The organism is Stenotrophomonas sp. SXG-1, from assembly GCF_014083965.1.
Lineage (GTDB): Bacteria > Pseudomonadota > Gammaproteobacteria > Xanthomonadales > Xanthomonadaceae > Stenotrophomonas > Stenotrophomonas geniculata.
This window is the reverse complement of the sequence record NZ_CP046588.1, coordinates 93165-111743: the sequence shown is the minus strand read 5'-3', so window position 1 is coordinate 111743 and position 18579 is coordinate 93165. Positions and strand designations below refer to the sequence as shown.

At 69.5% G+C, this 18579-nt stretch carries 15 protein-coding genes; 10 read left to right on the top strand and 5 right to left on the bottom strand.

The window, feature by feature from the left end; genetic code table 11:
- The first annotated feature begins 1 nt into the window (after position 1).
- From GOC52_RS00455 to GOC52_RS00435, 5 genes are read left to right on the top strand one after another with little or no spacing between them, the layout of a single operon-like run.
- Entirely contained in the window at positions 2-985 is a 984-nt protein-coding gene (locus GOC52_RS00455; protein WP_049408921.1) for an AAA family ATPase, read from the top strand.
- 7 nt (positions 986-992) lie between these two features.
- Positions 993-1889, top strand: coding sequence for a DUF58 domain-containing protein (locus tag GOC52_RS00450; RefSeq protein ID WP_191850414.1), 897 nt, complete (start codon positions 993-995; stop codon positions 1887-1889).
- Entirely contained in the window at positions 1886-3007 is a 1122-nt protein-coding gene (locus GOC52_RS00445) for a BatA domain-containing protein (RefSeq protein WP_191850413.1), read from the top strand. The genes GOC52_RS00450 and GOC52_RS00445 overlap by 4 nt, the downstream gene beginning before the upstream one ends.
- Positions 3004-5184, top strand: coding sequence for a hypothetical protein (locus GOC52_RS00440; protein ID WP_191850410.1), 2181 nt, complete (start codon positions 3004-3006; stop codon positions 5182-5184). The genes GOC52_RS00445 and GOC52_RS00440 overlap by 4 nt, the downstream gene beginning before the upstream one ends.
- Positions 5181-6989 carry a hypothetical protein gene (locus GOC52_RS00435; protein WP_191850408.1) on the top strand — a complete coding sequence of 603 codons (1809 nt, stop codon included), beginning with the start codon at positions 5181-5183 and terminating at the stop codon, positions 6987-6989. The genes GOC52_RS00440 and GOC52_RS00435 overlap by 4 nt, the downstream gene beginning before the upstream one ends.
- A 112-nt stretch (positions 6990-7101) precedes the next feature.
- Here the strand turns inward: GOC52_RS00435 and GOC52_RS00430 are convergent, their stop codons facing one another.
- Positions 7102-7776: a hypothetical protein gene (locus tag GOC52_RS00430; protein WP_010487281.1), complete on the bottom strand. Its 675-nt coding sequence runs from the start codon at positions 7774-7776 to the stop codon at positions 7102-7104.
- Between the two features lie 39 nt (positions 7777-7815).
- Entirely contained in the window at positions 7816-8334 is a 519-nt protein-coding gene (locus GOC52_RS00425; protein WP_019337489.1) for a hypothetical protein, read from the bottom strand.
- Between the two features lie 240 nt (positions 8335-8574).
- On the opposite strand from GOC52_RS00425, the gene GOC52_RS00420 reads away from it, so the two are divergent.
- The 4 genes from GOC52_RS00420 (at position 8575) to GOC52_RS00405 (ending at position 13673) form a co-directional block, all read left to right on the top strand.
- Positions 8575-9678, top strand: coding sequence for a hypothetical protein (locus GOC52_RS00420; RefSeq protein ID WP_049408926.1), 1104 nt, complete (start codon positions 8575-8577; stop codon positions 9676-9678).
- A 93-nt stretch (positions 9679-9771) separates the two neighbouring features.
- Positions 9772-12261 (top strand): DEAD/DEAH box helicase, encoded by a 2490-nt coding sequence (locus GOC52_RS00415; RefSeq protein WP_049408927.1) that lies wholly within the window; start codon positions 9772-9774, stop codon positions 12259-12261.
- Positions 12258-13280 (top strand): ribonuclease H-like domain-containing protein, encoded by a 1023-nt coding sequence (locus tag GOC52_RS00410; protein WP_049408928.1) that lies wholly within the window; start codon positions 12258-12260, stop codon positions 13278-13280. Before GOC52_RS00415 ends, GOC52_RS00410 begins: the two co-directional genes overlap by 4 nt.
- A gap of 78 nt (positions 13281-13358) precedes the next feature.
- The gene (locus tag GOC52_RS00405) at positions 13359-13673 is read left to right on the top strand and encodes an I78 family peptidase inhibitor (protein WP_191850406.1); all 315 of its coding nucleotides are present in this window, start codon (positions 13359-13361) and stop codon (positions 13671-13673) included.
- A 92-nt stretch (positions 13674-13765) separates the two neighbouring features.
- Here the strand turns inward: GOC52_RS00405 and GOC52_RS00400 are convergent, their stop codons facing one another.
- Together GOC52_RS00400 and GOC52_RS00395 are read right to left on the bottom strand one after the other, a co-directional pair.
- The gene (locus tag GOC52_RS00400) at positions 13766-15757 is read right to left on the bottom strand and encodes a M56 family metallopeptidase (RefSeq protein WP_126560667.1); all 1992 of its coding nucleotides are present in this window, start codon (positions 15755-15757) and stop codon (positions 13766-13768) included.
- Positions 15758-15760: 3 nt separating this feature from the next.
- Complete coding sequence (locus GOC52_RS00395; protein WP_126560668.1) at positions 15761-16147, bottom strand: BlaI/MecI/CopY family transcriptional regulator; 387 nt, start codon at positions 16145-16147, stop codon at positions 15761-15763.
- Positions 16148-16339: 192 nt separating this feature from the next.
- Between GOC52_RS00395 and GOC52_RS00390 the strand changes: the two genes are divergently transcribed.
- A complete protein-coding gene (locus tag GOC52_RS00390; protein WP_043397841.1) occupies positions 16340-17452 on the top strand; it encodes a serine hydrolase domain-containing protein in 1113 nt (370 codons plus the stop codon).
- On the opposite strand, the gene GOC52_RS00385 is transcribed toward GOC52_RS00390, so the two are convergent.
- Complete coding sequence (locus GOC52_RS00385; protein ID WP_043397836.1) at positions 17409-18515, bottom strand: SDR family oxidoreductase; 1107 nt, start codon at positions 18513-18515, stop codon at positions 17409-17411. The genes GOC52_RS00390 and GOC52_RS00385 overlap by 44 nt on opposite strands.
- Positions 18516-18579 lie beyond the last annotated feature (64 nt).

Here is an 18579-nt window from a genome sequence, read left to right as displayed (position 1 = left end):
CATGACCTCCCCCGACCTCGATTCCCTGCTGCCGCGCCTGCACGATCTGCGCGCTGCGCTCGCACGCGCCGTGGTTGGCCAGAACACCGTGGTCGAGCAGCTGCTGATCGGCCTGCTGGCCGGCGGCCACTGCCTGCTGGAAGGTGCGCCCGGGTTGGGCAAGACGCTGCTGGTGCGCTCGCTCGGCCAGGCGCTGGAACTGCAGTTCCGGCGCGTGCAGTTCACCCCCGACCTGATGCCCAGCGACATCCTCGGCACCGAGCTGCTGGAGGAAGACCACGGCACTGGTCATCGCCATTTCCGCTTCCAGCAGGGCCCGATCTTCACCCACCTGCTGCTGGCCGACGAACTCAACCGCACCCCGCCCAAGACCCAGGCCGCGCTGCTGGAGGCGATGCAGGAACGCACGGTCAGCTACGCCGGTACCACCTACGCGCTGCCGGCGCCGTTCTTTGTGCTGGCCACGCAGAATCCGATCGAGCAGGCGGGTACTTACCCGCTGCCGGAAGCACAGCTGGACCGCTTCCTGCTGCATGTGCTGGTGGATTACCCCAGCGAGGACGAGGAGCGGCAGATCCTGGAACAGACCACCGGCGGTGCCACCGACGCGGTGCCGAAGGTGATGGATGCCGAAGCGGTGATCGCCCTGCAGGCCGCCGTACGCCAGGTGCATGTCAGCCACGATGTGCTGGCCTGGATCACCCGGTTGGTGCGTGCCAGCCGTCCGGGCCACGGCGCGCCGGCCGCCATCAACCAATGGGTGAAATGGGGCGCCGGCCCGCGTGCCGGGCAGTCGCTGGTGCTGGCCGCCAAGGCCCGTGCGCTGCTGCAGGGCCGGTTTGCCGCCACCCGTGAGGATGTGCAGGCGCTGGCCGCACCGGTGATGCGCCATCGCCTGCTGCTGTCGTTCGCCGCCGAGGCCGAGCAGAAGCGTGCCGACGACGTGGTCGCTGCGCTGCTGCAGGCCGTGCCGTTCCCGGGTTGAGCCACGCGTGAACGCAGGTACGCCGTTGACCCTGCCACCGGAACTGCGTGCGCGCCTGCGCCTGCTGCGGTTGCGGCCGCGCCTGGCCAGCGGGGTGAGCGGCATCGGCCAGCACGCCAGCCGCAGCCGCGGTGCCGGTCTCGAATTCGCTCAGTACCGAGCCTACGAGCCCGGGGACGAACTGCGCCAGATCGACTGGAAGCTGTACGCGCGCTCGGACCGCTTTTTCGTGCGCGAATCCGAACGCGAAAGCCCGATCACGGTCTGGCTGCTGCTCGATGCCACCGCCTCGGCCGGCCAGGCCGATCGCGCGGCGCCGCAACGCACGCGCCTGGACCACATGTGCGGCGTGGCCGCATGCCTGGTCGAACTGGCCCAGCAACAGGGCGACCGCTTTGGCCTGCTGGCAATCAGTGGCGATGGCCTGCAACTGGTACCCGCAGCGAACGGCGCGCGCCAGCGCGACCGTGTGCATCTGCAACTGAACGCCCTACAGGCCCGCGGTGGGTGGCCTGCGGCCGAACGCCTGCGCCCGCTGTGGGAACGCGTGCGCCCGGGCGACCTGCTGCTGGCAATCGGTGATGGCTTCGACGACGCCGGCATCGTGTTGCTCGAACAGCTGGCCAGCGCACGCCGCGAAGTGGCACTGCTGCAGATCCTGACCGCCGACGAGCGCGACTTCCCGTTCGACGCCGGCCACCGCTTCCGCGACCCGGAAACCGGCGAGGAACTGTTGGGCGACGGCGCGGCGATCCGCGCCGATTACCTGCAGCGCTTCGCTGACGCACGCAGCGCATTACGTGCGCGCCTGCAGGCCAGCGGCATCGCCAGTGCCACCGGCTGGCTCGACCAACCGTTGGACCAGCCGCTGCAGGCGCTGTTCGGCCATGGGGGCGCTGCATGACCCTGCTGTTCCCGCTCGGCCTGGCCGCGCTCGCCGCAGGGCTGCTGCCGCTGCTGATCCACCTGGCCCGGCGCCATCCGTACACGCCACTGGATTTCGCTGCACTGCGCTGGCTGCGTGCACAGATCCGGCCGCGCCAGCGCATCCGCTTCGATGACTGGCCGTTGCTTCTGGTGCGGCTGATGTTGCTGGCTGCATTGGCCTTTCTGCTGGCACGACCTGCGTTGACCGGCCCTGCCCCTGTCCCCGCTGCCTGGACGGTAGTGGCACCTGGGATGGACGCCGCCGGACTGCGCGGCACCGCCGAAGAGGGCAACTGGCACTGGCTGGCACCTGGCTTCCCCGCCATCGATCAGGCACCACCGGCATCCAGCGCATCCCTGCCCAGCCTGTTGCGCGAACTGGACGCACAGCTGCCCGCGGGCACCGCGTTGACCGTGCACGTTCCCGATCCCCTGCCCGGCCTGGATGGCGCCCGCCTGCAGCTGTCGCGCGACGTGCAATGGCACACGCAGCCGATGCCGGTCACACCGCCGCAGACTGCAGCGGCATTGCCGCAGCTGCGCGTGCACGGCGAGGCATCCGCCACTGCCCGGCACTGGTTGAACGCACTGCAGCGCGCGTGGGGCGTGCAGGCACCGCTCGCTCCGCTGTCGGTGGATGCCCTGCCCGAACGCGGCGAGATCGGCGTGTGGAGCCGCAGCGATGCACTGCCGGCGAACTGGCAGGCGTGGCTGCGCGACGGCGGTCGTGTCATCACCGCCGGCAAGCCCGCTGCCGACGCCCGCATCCTGCTGCGCGACGCGGAGGGCGCACCGCTGCTGTGGCAACAACGCGTCGGCCACGGCTATCTGCTGGCGCTGCCGGGCGACTGGAATACCGCGAGCAACGCCGCGCTGCGCGATCCGAAGTTGCCGCGTGCCCTGCTGCTGGCGCTGCAGCCACCCACGGCCCCGCGCCTGGGCGATGCACGTGACCAGGCACCGCAGCGGGCCGCATTGCCTGCTGCAACACCACCGCTGCGTGAGCCGACGCCTTGGCTGTTGCTGGCCATCGTGCTGCTGTTCGCGCTGGAACGCTGGATGGCCAGCAGCGCCCGCCGCAGGGTGGCCGCATGAATACCTGGCAGCACGCCTGGCAGCGCGCGCGCCGCCGCCGTGCGCTCATCACCCTGCTGCTGTACCTGCCGTGGGCGCTGGCCGCAACGGTACTGGCGCTGCGTCTGGCAGGTTTCGATATCGCCTGCGTCGTCGGCACGATCAGTCTGCTAGCCTGCGCAGCGCTCGCCACGGCACGTGCCCGCCAACTGGACCCGCAGTGGTTGCAGCGCCGGCTCGATGGCAGCGGTGCCAGCGAGGACAGTGCCGATCTGCTGTTCGCCGATGCCGCCACGCTCAATCCGCTGCAGCAGCGCCAGCGTGCGCATGTGCTGGCCACGCTGGAACGCGCGATGCCGGAGCTGCGTCCACACTGGCCGCCTGGGGCATTGGCGCTGTGCTGGATCGCGGGCCTGGCCATTGTTGTGCTGGCAGTCGGCTGGCCACGTTCGAACCCCGGTTCCGCGCCAGTCCGCACGTCGGCGCCCGGCAGCACGGCCGCCGCAGGCCCGCTACGCCTGCAGTCCACCCGCCTGCGCATCGACGCACCGGTCTATACCGGCCAGGCCACGCTTACCCAGAATGCGCTGGACGCCAAGGTCGCCGCAGATAGCCGGCTGTCCTGGTCGCTGCGCTTCGACCGTGCACCGGACAAGGCATGGCTGCAGTTCCACGATGGTCGCAGGTTGCCGCTGAGCGAGCACGAAGGACAGTGGCAGGCGCAGGATGTGGCACGCGCGCCGGTGCTGTACCGCGTGGTGAGCGAACCGGCACTGGCAGAGACCCGCCTGCATCGGCTGGATGTGGTGGCCGACCGTGCACCCAGCGTGCGCGTACTGGAGCCCACGGCCAGCCTGGTGCTGGGCACGCCGGGGCAACGACAGTGGGCACTGCGCTTCGAAGCCAACGACGATTACGGTGTCGCGACGCAGGCAACGCTGTCGATCACCACCACCCAGGGCAGCGGTGAGAACATCACCTTCGTGAAGCGCAGCGTCACGCTTGCCGGCAGCGGCGAAGCCACCGCGCGGCGTTTCGCCCACACCCTGGATCTGGCGTCACTGGGCGCGCAGCCCGGCAACGATGTGATCGCCCAGCTGGAGGTGCGCGACAATCATGCACCCACGCCGCAGACCGGGCGCAGCAGCAGCGTGATCCTGCGCCTGCCCAGCGCCGAAGTCGCGCTTGGTGCAGAGCTCGAGGGCCGCATCAAGAAGACCCTGCCTGCGTACTTCCGCAGCCAGCGGCAGATCATCATCGATGCCGAAGCGTTGATCCGGCAGCGACGCAGCCTGGCCGCCGAGGACTTCGTGAAGCGCAGCGATGCGATCGGTGTCGACCAGCGCATCCTGCGCCTGCGCTACGGCCAGTTCCTGGGCGAGGAAAGCGAAGGTGCGCCGAAGCCACCGCCGACCAGTGACCTGCCCACCAGCGATACGCCGGCCGCAGACGACCACGACCACGACCATGACGACGAGCACGATCACGACCATGGCGCCGATGCAGGCGCGCACGACGCGCATGGCCACGACCACGGCGGCAAGCCGGCCAATGCCGATACGCCACCGGTGTTCGGCAGCGACACCGACGTGCTCTCCGAGTATGGCCACACCCATGACCACGCCGAGGCGGCGACTCTGCTCGATCCGCAGACCCGCGCCACGTTGAAGGCCGCGCTGGACCAGATGTGGTCGGCCGAAGGCGAGCTGCGCCAGGGCCGTCCGGAACAGGCATTGCCCTTCGCGTACAAGGCGCTGGGCTTCATCAAGCAGGTGCAGCAGGCCGAACGCATTTATCTGGCCCGGGTCGGGCCGGAGCTGCCACCGATTGATGAAGGCCGTCGACTCGGCGGTGATCGCGCCGGACTGGCCAGTCGTGAACTGCCGTTGGCCGCGCGCACGCCGCCGGACCCGGCCATTGTTGAAGCCTGGCAACGCCTCGGCGATGACAACGGCGCACCGGATCTCGATGCGCTCGCGACCTGGCAGCAGCGCAACGCCGCCTACCTGCCCGATGCACTGGATCTGGCCGCCGCCATCGAGCAGCTGCGCATCGAGCCCGGTTGCCACGACTGCCGCCTGCGCCTGCGCGCACAGCTGTGGCGGGCACTGCAACGTCCACTGCCGCAGGCGATGCGGCGCAGTGCGGCCGATGCGATGGGCCAGCGCTACCTCGACGCGCTGGAGGCGCAGCCATGACCCCCTCCAGCCCGAACCTGTGGATTGCGCTGGCACTTGCTGTGGTCGTGGTCATCGCCAGCGTGCGCCTGTTGCGTGGAAGCACAACGCACCCAGGCCGCCGCTGGATCGGCATTGCGCTGCAGATCGCCGCTGCCATGCTGCTGTATTTCTGCCTGGTACCTCCGACGCATCAGCGATCCGCCGCTGGCCTGGTCGTGCTCGGCGCTGGGGCCGACAAGGCGGGTGCACTGCCAGCCAGCGAAGGCCCACTGCTGCTGTTACCCGAAGCTGCCGATGTGCCCGGCGCACAGCGCGTACCCGACCTGGCCACCGCGCTGCGCCAGCATCCAGCCTCCACGCTGACGCTGGTCGGTGCGGGCCTGGCCGCACGGGACCGCGACGCGCTGCTGCCACCGGATGTACGTTGGCAGGCTGCACCGGAGCCGCGCGGCTGGATCGCGCTGCAACCACCGGCCGATGTGGCTCCCGGTGCACGCTTCGAAGTAGTGGCCCAGGCGCGTGGCGCGGCAAAGGCGAAAGCAGAACTGCTCGACCCGGCCGACAGCGTGGTCGATCGCACGGACGTTGCCGACGACGGCCGCGTGCAGCTGAGCGGCATCGCCCGAGCCGAAGGCCGCAGCGTGTTCAAGCTGCGCCTGCTCGATGCCGACGGCCATGTGGTGGACAGCGTACCGGTGCCGCAGCAGACCCTGCCGGCCGCACCGCTGCGCCTGCTGGTGCGCGCCAGTGCGCCGGGCCCAGAGCTGAAGTACCTGCGCCGCTGGGCGGCCGATGCCGGCATCCGTGTGCAGGTGCAGGCGGATGCCGGGGCCGGACTCAGCGTTGGCGATGGCCCGGTGTTGATCGATGCAGCATCGCTGACGCGCAGCGATCTGCTGCTGCTGGACGAACGCAGCCTGGCGGCATTGAGTGCGGGCCAGCTGGCCGCCGTGCGCCAGGCCCTGCGCGATGGATTGGGCGTGCTGGTCCGCAGCGCGGGCGCACCTTCGGCCAGTGCGCGCCAGCGTCTCCGCGATCTGGGCCTGCCCGTGCAGGGCGATGGCAGCAGCCGCACCCTTGAACTTACCGGCGATGGCGAGAGCGCGATCCTCGCCGCACGCCGTGGCCCGCTTGCCGCCGGCACGTTGCCGACCGGCTACGGCGAAGAGGCCGACCGCAGCTCGCACGGTGCCGCCCTGCCAGCGCTGGAGACACTGGCGCTGCAGGCGCCGGGCAGCAGCGCGCTGCTGCACGATCGTGCCGGCAATGCCATCGGTGGCTGGCGCGCGGTTGGCAGGGGCCGCATTGGCCTGCTGCCGCTGACCGACAGCTGGCGCTGGGTGCTGGCCGGGCGCGAAGACCGCCATGGCGAACTCTGGAGCAGCGTGGTGGCCACGCTGGCGCGCGCACAGAGCAGCGATGATGCGCTGTGGTCACCGCAGCCGATCAGCTGGGCAGGCGAACGGCAGGCGCTGTGTGGCGTGCAAGCGCCGCTGCAGGTCTTCAACAAACGTGGTGACGCTGTACCCCTGATTGTCGATGGCGCGACATCGGCGCTGCGCTGCGCCGGCTGGTGGCCCCGTGAGGCAGGCTGGCAGCGCCTGCAGCGTGGCGACAGCGTTGTCTGGCGCTATGTGTTCGACCCGAAGGATGCACCGACGCTGCATCGGCAGGCGATGATCGATGCGACCACGCAGGCGTTGGCTGCCAGCACGCCTGCAGACGCGTCGGTGATGCACCCCGTGCCCGGCTCGCGCTGGCCGTGGTGGCTGGCGTTCGTGCTGTGCGCATCGCTACTGTGGTGGCTGGAGCGACGGCGCTGAGCCTGGGGTCGGATCCCCTTCGTTCGCGAAAGGGCTCTGACCCCACCGATTGGATCGCGAGCCCGCACCCACGCGTGGCGTGGATCTACTGGCCCCATCCCTCATGCGCCCTTCAACGTTTTCCGGCGCGCCGGTACACACCGTTGAAACGCACGTTCATGCCACCGCATTCGCTGTTGTCGGCCACGATCAGCACCTCACCCAGCGAATGCACTCGCACCCTGCAGGTGTCCTCGACGAATTCCACATCAGCACCACGCGGCGTCGCCCGCGCTTCCACCTGGCCCATGTTCGGCCCGTAGGGACGCTGTTCCGGTGTGGGGTTGGCTGAGGGCCAGTAGGCGTCACCCTCCACATGAAGTTGCCCGCCCTGCACGCGGATCTTCAGGCCGTTGTCGCCATCCTTCCACTCGCCCGCCCAATCCTGCAGCGCTGGCACGACCACCGGCAACGCCTGCAGCTTGCTGCGGTCGACCCAACCGGCGCTGCCACCCACCTTGTTCGGGAAGAACGCGCAGCGATAGCGGCCCAGGTCGCGCCCGGTCACCACGGTATCGCCATTGACCACATAGCTGCGCTGGCGGCAGGCCGGCTCGCCCTTGGCCGGGCAGCCATCCATGTCGCCAAGCAGGTACAGACGTGGTGCATCGACCACCCGCGCCAGGGCGAACCGGCTCTGTTCGGAGGGAAACGCGCCATTGCGGCAGGCGCCATCATCGGCAATGCCATCCGCGAAGGCGGAGACCGGCAGCAAGGCGGCCAACAGGCAGATCGAACGCAGGAACATGGCAGCCCTACCGGTGGGGGAGCCAGCAGGATATACGGCCTACTTCACCGGCGGTGCATCACCGGCATCCTGCTCCTGGGAGAACCGCAGCGCACGCTGCTGCTGCTCGGCACTGAGCTCGGGCGGTGGCCGCGCCACGGCGGCCTGGATCTGCGCAGGTCCGCCGGTGAGTTTGTTGATCCCCTTGGCCGCCGCCATCACCCCCTTGACCACGCCCATCATGATGTAGCCGCCGCCCATGCTGACCTGCTCCGGCGAGGGCGGTTCGCTCCAGTCGCGGCTGAAGCGGTTGTCGCCGAACTTCACCGGATTCTTGAAGCGGTACAGGTCCAGCGGCTCGTCTTCCGGCTTGAGCGCACGCACTTCGCCGAGGGTGGTGACATTGTCCTGCGGCAGGGTGGTGGAGATCGGCGCGGCAGGTGCTGCCGGGGCATCAGCAGGGGGAGCGGGCACAGGATCGGACACCGCTACCGGCGCTGCCTGCTGCGCCTGCGCGACGCCCGCCAGCAACAGACTGGCCAGCAGTACTCCCTGCGTTCCACGTCGTGCCACAGCCATCCACCCTGTTGGTTGCGTCCAGTGAACAAGGATACGGATGCGGGCTTCAGATTTCGTTGGCATCGGCGGGGGCATTCAGGGTGTGTCACGCATCATCGCTGCGCGGCCTGGGCGCCGAAGTTTGCAACGAACTTCATTCCCCTCGGGAGGCGGGGACGGCATCCTGCGATTTTCCCGGTAAGGCCCATCCCTGATGACAGCGCCCTCCACACGCCCGCCGCGTCGGCCAGTCGCCTGCTGATGTCGCGCGCGGCAGTACTGGTGGGTCTGGCGGTCGTGTGCCTGATGGTCATCGCGACCGCCGCCGAATGGACATCGCGTGTCCGCGCCGGCATCGCCTCGCTGCGCCGCAGCAGCACGCTGCGGACGCTGGGCGCGGACGAACACATGGCACTGGCACCGGTGCGCGCGTTGACCGGCTGCGACCACGACGACCAGGTAAAGCGGCTGCATGGCGCCTTCACCGGTGGGGCGTGGCGGAACAGCTTCCCGGTCGGTGACGGCTTCCTGGGTGGCATTCCCGTGCTGGTGCCAAGACAGGCATGGCCCTACCTCTCGGAAGACAATGAAGCTGACGTGGTACTGGGTGATCACGTGGCCATGGTGGTGCGTCTCAATGGCTTCACCATCGCTGCTGCACGGCCGGATGCAGCCACCAGCCGCGTCTGTGGCGAGCGCCTGGAGACACCCGAAGAAATCTCGATGCGACGGGGTCCCGGCCTGCGCCCGTCCCCGCTGCTGATTGCCGCACTGGCGCTGTGGGCCGCCACCGGCGTCCCGGGCCTGCTCGCCATGCCGTTGCTCGCCATCGCCGGTCTTGCGGCCTGGCTGGGCTTCCCTCGCCGCAACGGCCCTGCGACAGCGCAGCGCGTGCTGCGGGTACGCGGGCGCCTGCGCGCGTACCAGCGTACTGCCCAGACATCACGGGTGTGGTTGCTGGGCAATGACCGGCGTGTGCAGCTTCCAGAGAATTGGGAGCACGCTGCGGCATTCTCCCGCGGGCGCTCGATGCTGCTGGATGTGCGCGCCTGTGACGGCGCAGTGCTGGGCGCTGGCACGGCGTGGTGCCTGGCCAGCGACCGACGGCGCTATCCGCCCACGGGAGGGTTCTGGCAACTGGCGTGGGTGGGCCTGCTGTTGTGCGTGCTGGTCTTCGGCGCCGCCTGGATGCCGTGGTCGCAGCGCCTGGAGCCGGGCTGGCCGCTTGCGTCTGGCTGGCAGGCGGTGGCATTGCTGGCGTTGGGCTGGCACGCGGTGCGGTTTGTGGTCTGCATGGTGCAATTCCTCCGCCGCAGCGAGGCGCTTGACGCGGACATCGCGCAGCGTCCGGACCCGTGGCACTGAACGGTTCACGCCCTTCGCGCGCGATGTCTCACATCCTGAGACGTGGATGTGGTGCCATGTGACCCCTCGCAATCCGTCCCGGCTCCACTTTCCATGGCCTACGAACTCGCCAAGCGCACCGCCGACGCCGAGCAGAAGCTCGCTACCCGCGACGGCCTGCCCGCCCGCGACGGCGCCCTGCTCAGCGCGCGCCTGCAGCGCCGCTACCAGGACCGCATCACCGGCAGCTTCGCCATTCCCGGCCGCGAAGGCCGCTACGCGCCCATTCCCGGGTCGGTGCCGCCGGCGCTGGCCGCCGCGCTGAAGGCACGTGGCATCGAGCAGCTTTACAGCCACCAGGCCGAAGCGTGGGAGGCCAGCCAGCGCGGCGAACACGTGGCCATCGTCACCCCCACCGCCAGCGGCAAGTCGCTGTGCTACACCCTGCCGGTAGTCAGTGCGGCCATGCAGGACAAAGCCAAGGCGCTGTACCTGTTCCCGACCAAGGCACTGGCCCAGGACCAGGTGGCCGAGCTGCTGGAACTCAACCGCGCTGGCGACCTCGGGGTGAAGGCCTTCACCTTCGACGGCGACACCCCCGGCGATGCACGCCAGGCCATCCGCCTGCACGGCGACATCGTGGTCTCCAACCCGGACATGCTGCACCAGGCGATCCTGCCGCATCACACCAAGTGGGCGCAGTTCTTCGAGAACCTGCGCTACATCGTCATCGACGAAGTGCACACCTACCGCGGGGTGTTCGGCAGCCATGTCAGCAATGTACTGCGGCGGCTCAAGCGCATCTGCGCGTTCTATGGCGTGCAACCGCAGTTCATCCTGTGCTCGGCCACCATCGGCAACCCGCAGGCACATGCCGAGGCGCTGATCGAAGCGCCGGTCACCGCCATCACCGAATCCGGTGCGCCCAGCGGGCCGAAGCAGGTGCTGCTGTGGAACCCGCCGGTGATCAATCCGGACCTGGGCCTGCGCGCCTCGGCGCGATCGCAGAGCAACCGCATCGCGCGCATCGCGATCAAGTCCGGGCTGAAGACCCTGGTGTTCGCGCAGACACGCCTGATGGTGGAAGTGCTGACCAAGTACCTGAAGGACATTTTCGACCACGACCCGCGCAAGCCGCCGCGCATCCGCGCCTACCGCGGTGGCTACCTGCCCACCGAGCGGCGTGAGACCGAGCGCGCGATGCGTGCCGGCAACATCGACGGCATCGTCAGCACCTCGGCGCTGGAACTGGGCGTGGATATCGGCAGCCTGGACGTGGTCATCCTCAACGGCTACCCCGGCAGCGTGGCCGCCACCTGGCAGCGCTTCGGCCGCGCCGGTCGCCGCCAGCAGCCCGCGCTGGGGGTGATGGTGGCCAGTTCGCAGCCGCTGGACCAGTACGTGGTGCGACATCCGGACTTCTTCGCCGAAGCCTCGCCCGAGCACGCGCGCATCGCGCCGGACCAGCCGCTGATCCTGTTCGACCACATCCGTTGCGCAGCCTTCGAGCTGCCGTTCCGGGTCGGCGATGGCTTCGGCCCGATCGATCCGGAAGTGTTTCTGGAAGCGCTGGCCGAGACCGAAGTGATCCACCGCGAAGGCGAGCGCTGGGAATGGATCGCCGACAGTTATCCCGCCAATGCGGTCAGCCTGCGCGCGGTGGCCGACGGCAACTTCGTGGTGGTCGACCGCAGCGATGGCCGCCAGCAGATCATCGCCGAGGTCGATTATTCCGCCGCCGCACTCACCCTGTACGAAGGCGCCATCCACATGGTGCAGTCCACTCCGTACCAGGTGGAGACGCTGGACTGGGACGGGCGCAAGGCCTACGTCACCCGCACCCACGTGGACTACTACACCGACAGCATCGACTTCACCAAGCTCAAGGTGCTCGACCGCTTCGATGGCGGCGTGGCCGGCCGTGGTGATTCGCACCACGGCGAAGTGCACGTGGTACGCCGCGTAGCCGGCTACAAGAAGATCCGCTATTACACCCACGAAAACATCGGCTACGGGCCGGTGAACCTGCCCGACCAGGAACTGCACACCACGGCGGTGTGGTGGCAGCTGCCACAGGCGCTGCTGCTGCGCGCGTTCGCCAGCAAGCAGGATGCGCTGGATGGCTTCCTCGGCGCAGCGTATGCGCTGCACATCGTCGCCACCGTGGCGGTGATGGCCGATGCGCGCGACCTGCAGAAGTCGGTCGGCAACGGCGATGGTTCCTGGTTCGCGATCGCCGACCAGAGCGGCCGTGGCCAGCTGCGTGGCAGCGAGGGTGATCCTGGCGTTGTCGAGCTATTGCAGGAGTTCGTGCCCACCGTGTACCTGTACGACAACTTCCCCGGTGGCGTGGGCCTCAGCGAACCGCTGTGGCAGCGCCAGGCCGAACTGGTGCAGCGCGCGCGCGAACTGGTGCAGCGCTGCGACTGCAAGGCCGGCTGCCCGGCCTGTGTCGGCCCCGTCCTGGCCGCGCAGGAAGAGGATGAGACTTCGCCGCGCGCGCTGGCACTGCGCGTGCTCGACCTGTTCGATGCCGATGCCTGCCAGCATGTACCCGACGTGGTGGTGCCCGTGCGCGATCCGATGGAGCTGCTGGCGCCGTGAGCCTGAGCCTGGACAAGCTGCGCCTGCTGCGCAGGCAGGCCGGCGACCCGAAGGCGAGCACACCGGCTGCGGCCGACGTGCCCCCTGCGCCACCGGCACCCGTGGCCGCCAACGATGCGCGGCAACCACCGGCCGAGCGTTCGGTGTTCGCCTGGGTCGAGCAGGAGATCCGCCACAAGCCGACCGGCGCTGCGGCACCTGCCACGGCGCCGTCCGCGCTGCGTCGGCCCGAAGTGGGCAGCCTGCATCGCCTGCTCGGCCTGCGCACGCGCGGCGGCCCCGCACCTGCTCGCGCCAGCGCACAGGACCGTCAGTTGCCAGGTGAGGAGATCGCACCGGGCCTGTTCCTGATCGAATCGCTGCAGCCGCAGGCGATCCCGGCACAGCCGCTGTCGCTGGATTTCGCCCGTCGCGACGGCGAGCACGTGGCCGCGCGCGACCTGCTGTTCTTCGATACCGAGACCACCGGCCTGGCCGGCGGCACCGGCACCCGCGCCTTCATGATCGGCGCTGCGGACTGGCATGTGTGCCCACAGCGTGGCGAAGGCCTGCGCATCCGCCAGCTGCTGATGGCCACGATGGCCGCCGAGGACGCGATGCTGGCCACTTTCGCCGGCTGGCTGCAACCGTCCACCGTGTTCTGCAGCTACAACGGCCGCAGCTATGACGCACCGCTGCTGAAAGCGCGTTACCGGCTGGCCCGGCAACGTTGCCCGATCACCGCACTGGATCACGTCGACCTGCTCTATCCCACGCGCCGCCGCTATCGCGGCACGTGGGAGAACTGCAAGCTGTCCACCATCGAACGCCAGCTGTTGCGCGTGGTGCGCGAGGACGACCTGCCGGGCTCGGAAGCCCCGGGCGCATGGCTGCGTTTCCTGCGTGGCGGCGACGCGGTGAACCTGCGCCGGGTGGCCGACCACAATCACCAGGACGTAGTGACCCTGGCCCTGCTGCTGCAACGGTTGGTACGCGAGGAGCAACGCGAGCGCGAGACGCTGGCACTGGTCGGGCAGTAACGGCGCAGGGCCGCGTTGACATGCCCTGACGGTGACAGCGGTGACACTGCCGCCACCATCCACGCCTGGAGCCCGACGATGCGCCTCAGTCCCCTGGTCCTGCTCGCCATCCTGCCCTTGGCCGCCTGCAGTCACGCTGGCAGCAGCACCTCCCACGATCCCGCGCCGGCGCCCGTGGCCGATGCCGCGCACGAATGCAGGCCGGAGGCGCTCGAGGCCTTCACCGGCAAGACGGCTGACGAAGCCACCATCAAGAAGCTGGTGGCCGCCAGCGGCGCGCGCGGTGCACGGGTGGTCAAGCCAGGCATGGCGGTGACCATGGACTTCCGCCAGGACCGCGTGACCGTGCAGGTGGATGCGCAGAACCGCATCGAGCGCGCCAGCTGCGGTTGATGTTCCGCTGGTAGCGCCGGGCCATGCCCGGCGCCTTCCCTCTTCAGGTGTGCCGCTGCGCTCGCCGGGCATGGCCCGGCGCTACCGCCGTTTCAGAGGCGCTCGGCCTTGCCGCTGGCCAATGCGCGGGCGATCACCAGCTGCGCCTGCTGTGCCGCCCGCGCGTGCACCTGCGCCTGGCGTTCGCCCAGCGCGGCCTGCTGGCTGCCCAGCGCCGCCTGGCGGCTGGCCAGTTCGGCCTGCTGGCTGGCCAAGCGGTTCATGTCGCGGGTGCGGCTGGACTGTGCGGCCTGGCTGCGGGCTTCCTGCATCGCGCGACGTGCCTCGGCGGCCGCCTCACGGGCGGCTTCACGCGCAACTGCGGCGTCGCTGGTCGCCCCGCGTGCCGCCTTCGCGGCTTCGGCGGCGGCTTCGCGATTGATGTCGTGCGCGCTCATCGCACTGCGCGCAGCCTCGACCGCCACCAACGCGATACGGCGCGCCTCCTCACCCTGCAGCCGGCCCATCTCGCCCATCTGCTTGCCGAGTGCGCTCTGCTGGCGACCAAGCGCGCTCTGCTGGCGGCCCAGTGCGCTCTGCTGCTGCCCCAGGTCGGACGCACCCGCGTAGGCACGCTGCAACGACTGGATCAGCATCGGGTCACGCACGATGTAGCGCTCACTGCCCTGGCGGAACCACAGCGCCGGTCCCTTGCCGAGCTGCTTGCGGGCCAGCGTCACGTCGTCGATGCCGCCGTTGGCGAAGGTTGAATCACCATCGACCAGCACGAACGCCTGCGGCGGCGACGTGCCCAGATCCAGCCGCCCGTAGGTGGTGATGGAGGAACTGCGCGAGGTGCTGCGGCCGCCGTCGATGCCGGGGTCGACGTCGACATCCACGTCAACCGCCACATCCGCATCGTCCGGGCCGGACAGCTCCTCGACGTCGGCGGGCTCGGCGGGCGGCGCAGGGGCCACCGGCACCGCCGGCGCGCGCGCCGACATCGGCGGAGCAGGCGGAACCTTCGGCGCCGGCGGCGGGGGCACCACGGCCTTCGGTGCAGCCGGCGGCGCGGGCGGTGCCGGCGGCACCGGCGCTGCGACCAGCCGCATCGGCGCCACGCCCACCACCACCACCGCGGCAGTCAACGCGATCGCCAGCAGACGCGGACAGGACCGGTGCGACTGCAGCGAGAGCAGGCGACGCTTGAGGCTGGTGGTGCTTGGTGCGGCGCTGGCCACGCCCAGGTGCGGCTGCGGTGCCACGCCCAGCTGCAGCAGCAGGCGGCCATAGGCCTGGCGGCTGGCACCGTGCTGGCCGACCACCGCCGCATCCACCGCTTCCTCGCGGGCCTGGGCGTATTCGCGCACCGACAGCCGCAGCAGCGGGTGGAAGAAGAACAGGTGCTGCGCCAACGCGGGCAGCAGGCCCCACTGCAGGTCACGCCGCTGCAGGTGCTGCAGTTCGTGGGTCAGTGCCAGGTCCAGCGCGTCGCCCTGCAGGGCGTTGTCGCCGGCCGGCAGCAGCAGCACTGGGCGGAACGGCCCGATCAGCTGCGGCGAGTCCACCTGCGCGCTCATCCACAGCCGCGGCGCAGGGCGCACGCCGTGCGCGTCGGAGGCCAGCTGCAGGGCCTGCACCAGCGCCTCGTCCTCGCAGGGATGGGCCGCAGCCAGCAGTGCGCGGCAGCGGCGCCACTCACCGAAGGTGCGCAACGCCATCAGCAGCACGCCGGACAGCCACAGCGCAGCCAGTGCGACCGCCCACCACGCAACCGCCGGCACGTCCGCCGCAGGCATCGGCATCGCGGCCAGCAGCTGCGCCGAGGCTTCCGGCGCCAGTGGGTACACCAGATCAGCGGCAACGTCGGTGGCGGTCATCGCCACCGCCTGCGGTGCCGGCAGCCAGGCCAGCTGCAGCGGCTGGCTCCAGAACAGGCCGAGCACGGCCTGCAGCGAGACCAGCCACCACAGGCGGCAGCGGGTGGCCGCAGACAGCGACGGCAGCGCGCGGCACATGCCGTACACCAGGGCCACCAGCAGCACGGTCTGCAGGCTGGTCCAGCCCAGCCGTTCCAACATCGGGATCAGCATCGTGGTGTCCATGGCTCAGCCCTCGTGGCGACGCGATTGGAGTTGGGCGACCAGCGCTTCCAGCTCGGCCAGCTCGTTTTCGCTGACCTGCTGGCGCTGCGACAGGTAGGCCACGAACGGCGACACCGAGCCCTGCAGGGTGTTGTCGACGAACTGGGCCACGGCACCCTGCAGCACGCTCTCCGGGCCACGGGTGGCCTGGTAGCGGTAGACGCCGTCCTGCTGCTGGCGCTGAAGATACCCCTTCGCCCGCAGCCGCTCCATCATCGTCAGCACAGTGGAACGGGCGAGTCCACGGGCCTCGCCATAACCACTGGCGACCTCGCCGACCGTGGCCGGCGCATGTTCATCGATGTACTGCAGCAGGGCCAGTTCCTGGTCCCCGATCGTCTTGCCACGCATGACACCACTCCCTTGACTACACGTGTCGTCACTGTCAGCTTGACGACAACTGTAGTCAACCCCCCGGAAGTCATGGGCCGACGAACGGTAGGCCCATCCGGGGCGGTTAAACCTTTTCCGCCGCCGGTGCATCCGACCCTCGACGCCTTTCCGGAATCCCGCATGTTCCGCCCAACGCTTCGAGTCGTGCTCATGCTCATCAGCGCCCTGCCCTTCGCCGCGGTGTCCGCCAACCAGGACCAGGCCAACGACCAGACCCGCCGGCTGATCCGCCAGATCATGCTGGACGAGCGCATCCCCGGGCTGCAGCTGGCCGTGGTCAAGGACGGCCAGATCGTGCTCTCCGAAACCTATGGCTTGGCCAACGTGGAGAACGGCGTGCTCGCCTCGCGTGACACCCGCTTCCCGCTCAATTCAGCCACCAAGGCTTTCACCGGAGTCGCCATCGCACAGCTGGCGGAGCAGGGGCGACTGGAACTGGATGCACCCGCCTCGCGCTACCTGCACGATCTTCCAGCGGCATGGAAGGATGTACGCGTGCGCCAGCTGCTCGACCATACCTCGGGCCTGCCGGACATCCTCGATGCGAATGGCCTGCTGGGCGGTGGGTCCGAAGCGCAGGCATGGGCGGCGGTCACCGTGCGCCCTGTCGAAGCGCCACCCGGGCAGCGCTTTGCCTACAACCAGACCAACTACGTGCTGCTGGCGCGGATCATCGCGCAGCAATCGGGCATGTCCTACGAGCGCTTCCTCACCACGGGCCAGTTCAGCGGCGCACGCATGGCGCGCACGACCTTCGGCGACAGCTACGACCTGATTCCGGATGTGGCGACGATGTACAGCCTGGCGCCGCGCGCGACCGATGCCGCCGACGCTCCGCCGCGCCTGTCGCACTGGTTCTACGACATCCCGCCGAGCCTATGGGCCGGCGGCGGCATCCTCACCACCGCCGACGACACCGCACGCTGGCTGGTCGCGCTGACCGAAGGCCGCCTGCTGCAGGACCACTCACGGCGGCGGATGTGGTCGGTCGAGCCTCTGGCCGATGGCCGCGCCGGTCCGTGGGCCGGCGGCTGGCCGGTGCTGCAGGCAGCGCCCGACCTGCAGGTGGCCGGCATCGGCGGCGCGCGCTCGGCCTTCGTGGTCTACCCCGCGCGAGGCGTGGCGGTGGTGGTGCTGACCAACCTGGTCGGTGCCAATCCGCAGCGCTTCATTCCACGCATCGCCGATTTCTACACGCCTGCCGCGACGGCTGCGGGCCTCATCCCCGCGGCCCGCCCATCACCGGCAGGATCACCCCGCTGATGTAACTGGCACAGACCGGCGAAGCCAGGAACACATAGGCGGGCGACAGTTCTTCGGGTTGTGCGGGCCGCCCCATGTCACTGTCCTTGCCGAACTCCGCAACATCTTCGGCCTGCTTGTCGGCGGGGTTCAACGGCGTCCACACCGGCCCCGGCGCCACGCAGTTGACCCGGATGCCACGTGGCAGCAGCTGGCTGGCCAGCGCCTTGGTGAACGCATGGATCGCGCCCTTGGTGGCCGAGTAGTCGATCAGCGCCTTGCTGCCGAAGATTCCCGTTTCCGATCCTGTGTTGATGATGCTGGCACCCTCGCCCAGGTGCGGCAGCACCGCGCGCGCCATCTGGATGTAACCGCCGATGTTGGTCTGCAGGGTTTCCTGCAGATGCGCGTCTTCCAGGTCTTCCAGCCGCTCGCAATGCAGCTGGAACGCGGCGTTGTTGACCAGGATGTCGATGCCGCCGAACGCCTTGGCCACCTGCTTGACCGCCTTGTTGCAGAAGCGCGGATCGCGCACGTCACCGGCGATCACCACGCAGCGACCGCCTTCGCGCTCCACGTGCTGGCGGGTGATGTCCGCGTCCTCGGCCTCGTCCAAATGCAGTACCGCCACGTCGGCGCCTTCGCGTGCGAACAGTACTGCCACCGCACGGCCGATACCAGAATCGCCACCGGTGATGATCGCGCGCATGCCCTGCAGCTTGCCGCTGCCGGCGTAGTCCGGTGCAAGGAAACGCGGCGCCAGCTCCAGTTCGTGTTCATGCCCAGGCTTGGCCAGCTGCTGCGCCGGCATCGCCTCCGGTTGCCGGCGCGCACCGGCCTGGGTCGCGGTCTTCTTCGTTGCTTTTTTTGCCGCGCGCACGTCCTTGGCCTTTTCTTGATCCTGCAGGCGCCGCTGCCGGGCCGCGACGCGCGCTGCGCGTGGATCGCTGGCGGCCGCCTTGCGGGTGGCAGTCTTCACCACGCGCGGGCGATCGGGGGCGGCGACAGTCTTGCTTGCGGTGCTGCCTTTGCGCACCTTGGGCGAGGCTTTGCGGCGGACGGGGGCTTTCTTGGTGGTGGCCATGCAGGTCTCCTCGGGAGGGAAAGGGGCTGCCGGCCAGCGGCCGGCACTACCGGGGGCGGCCCTT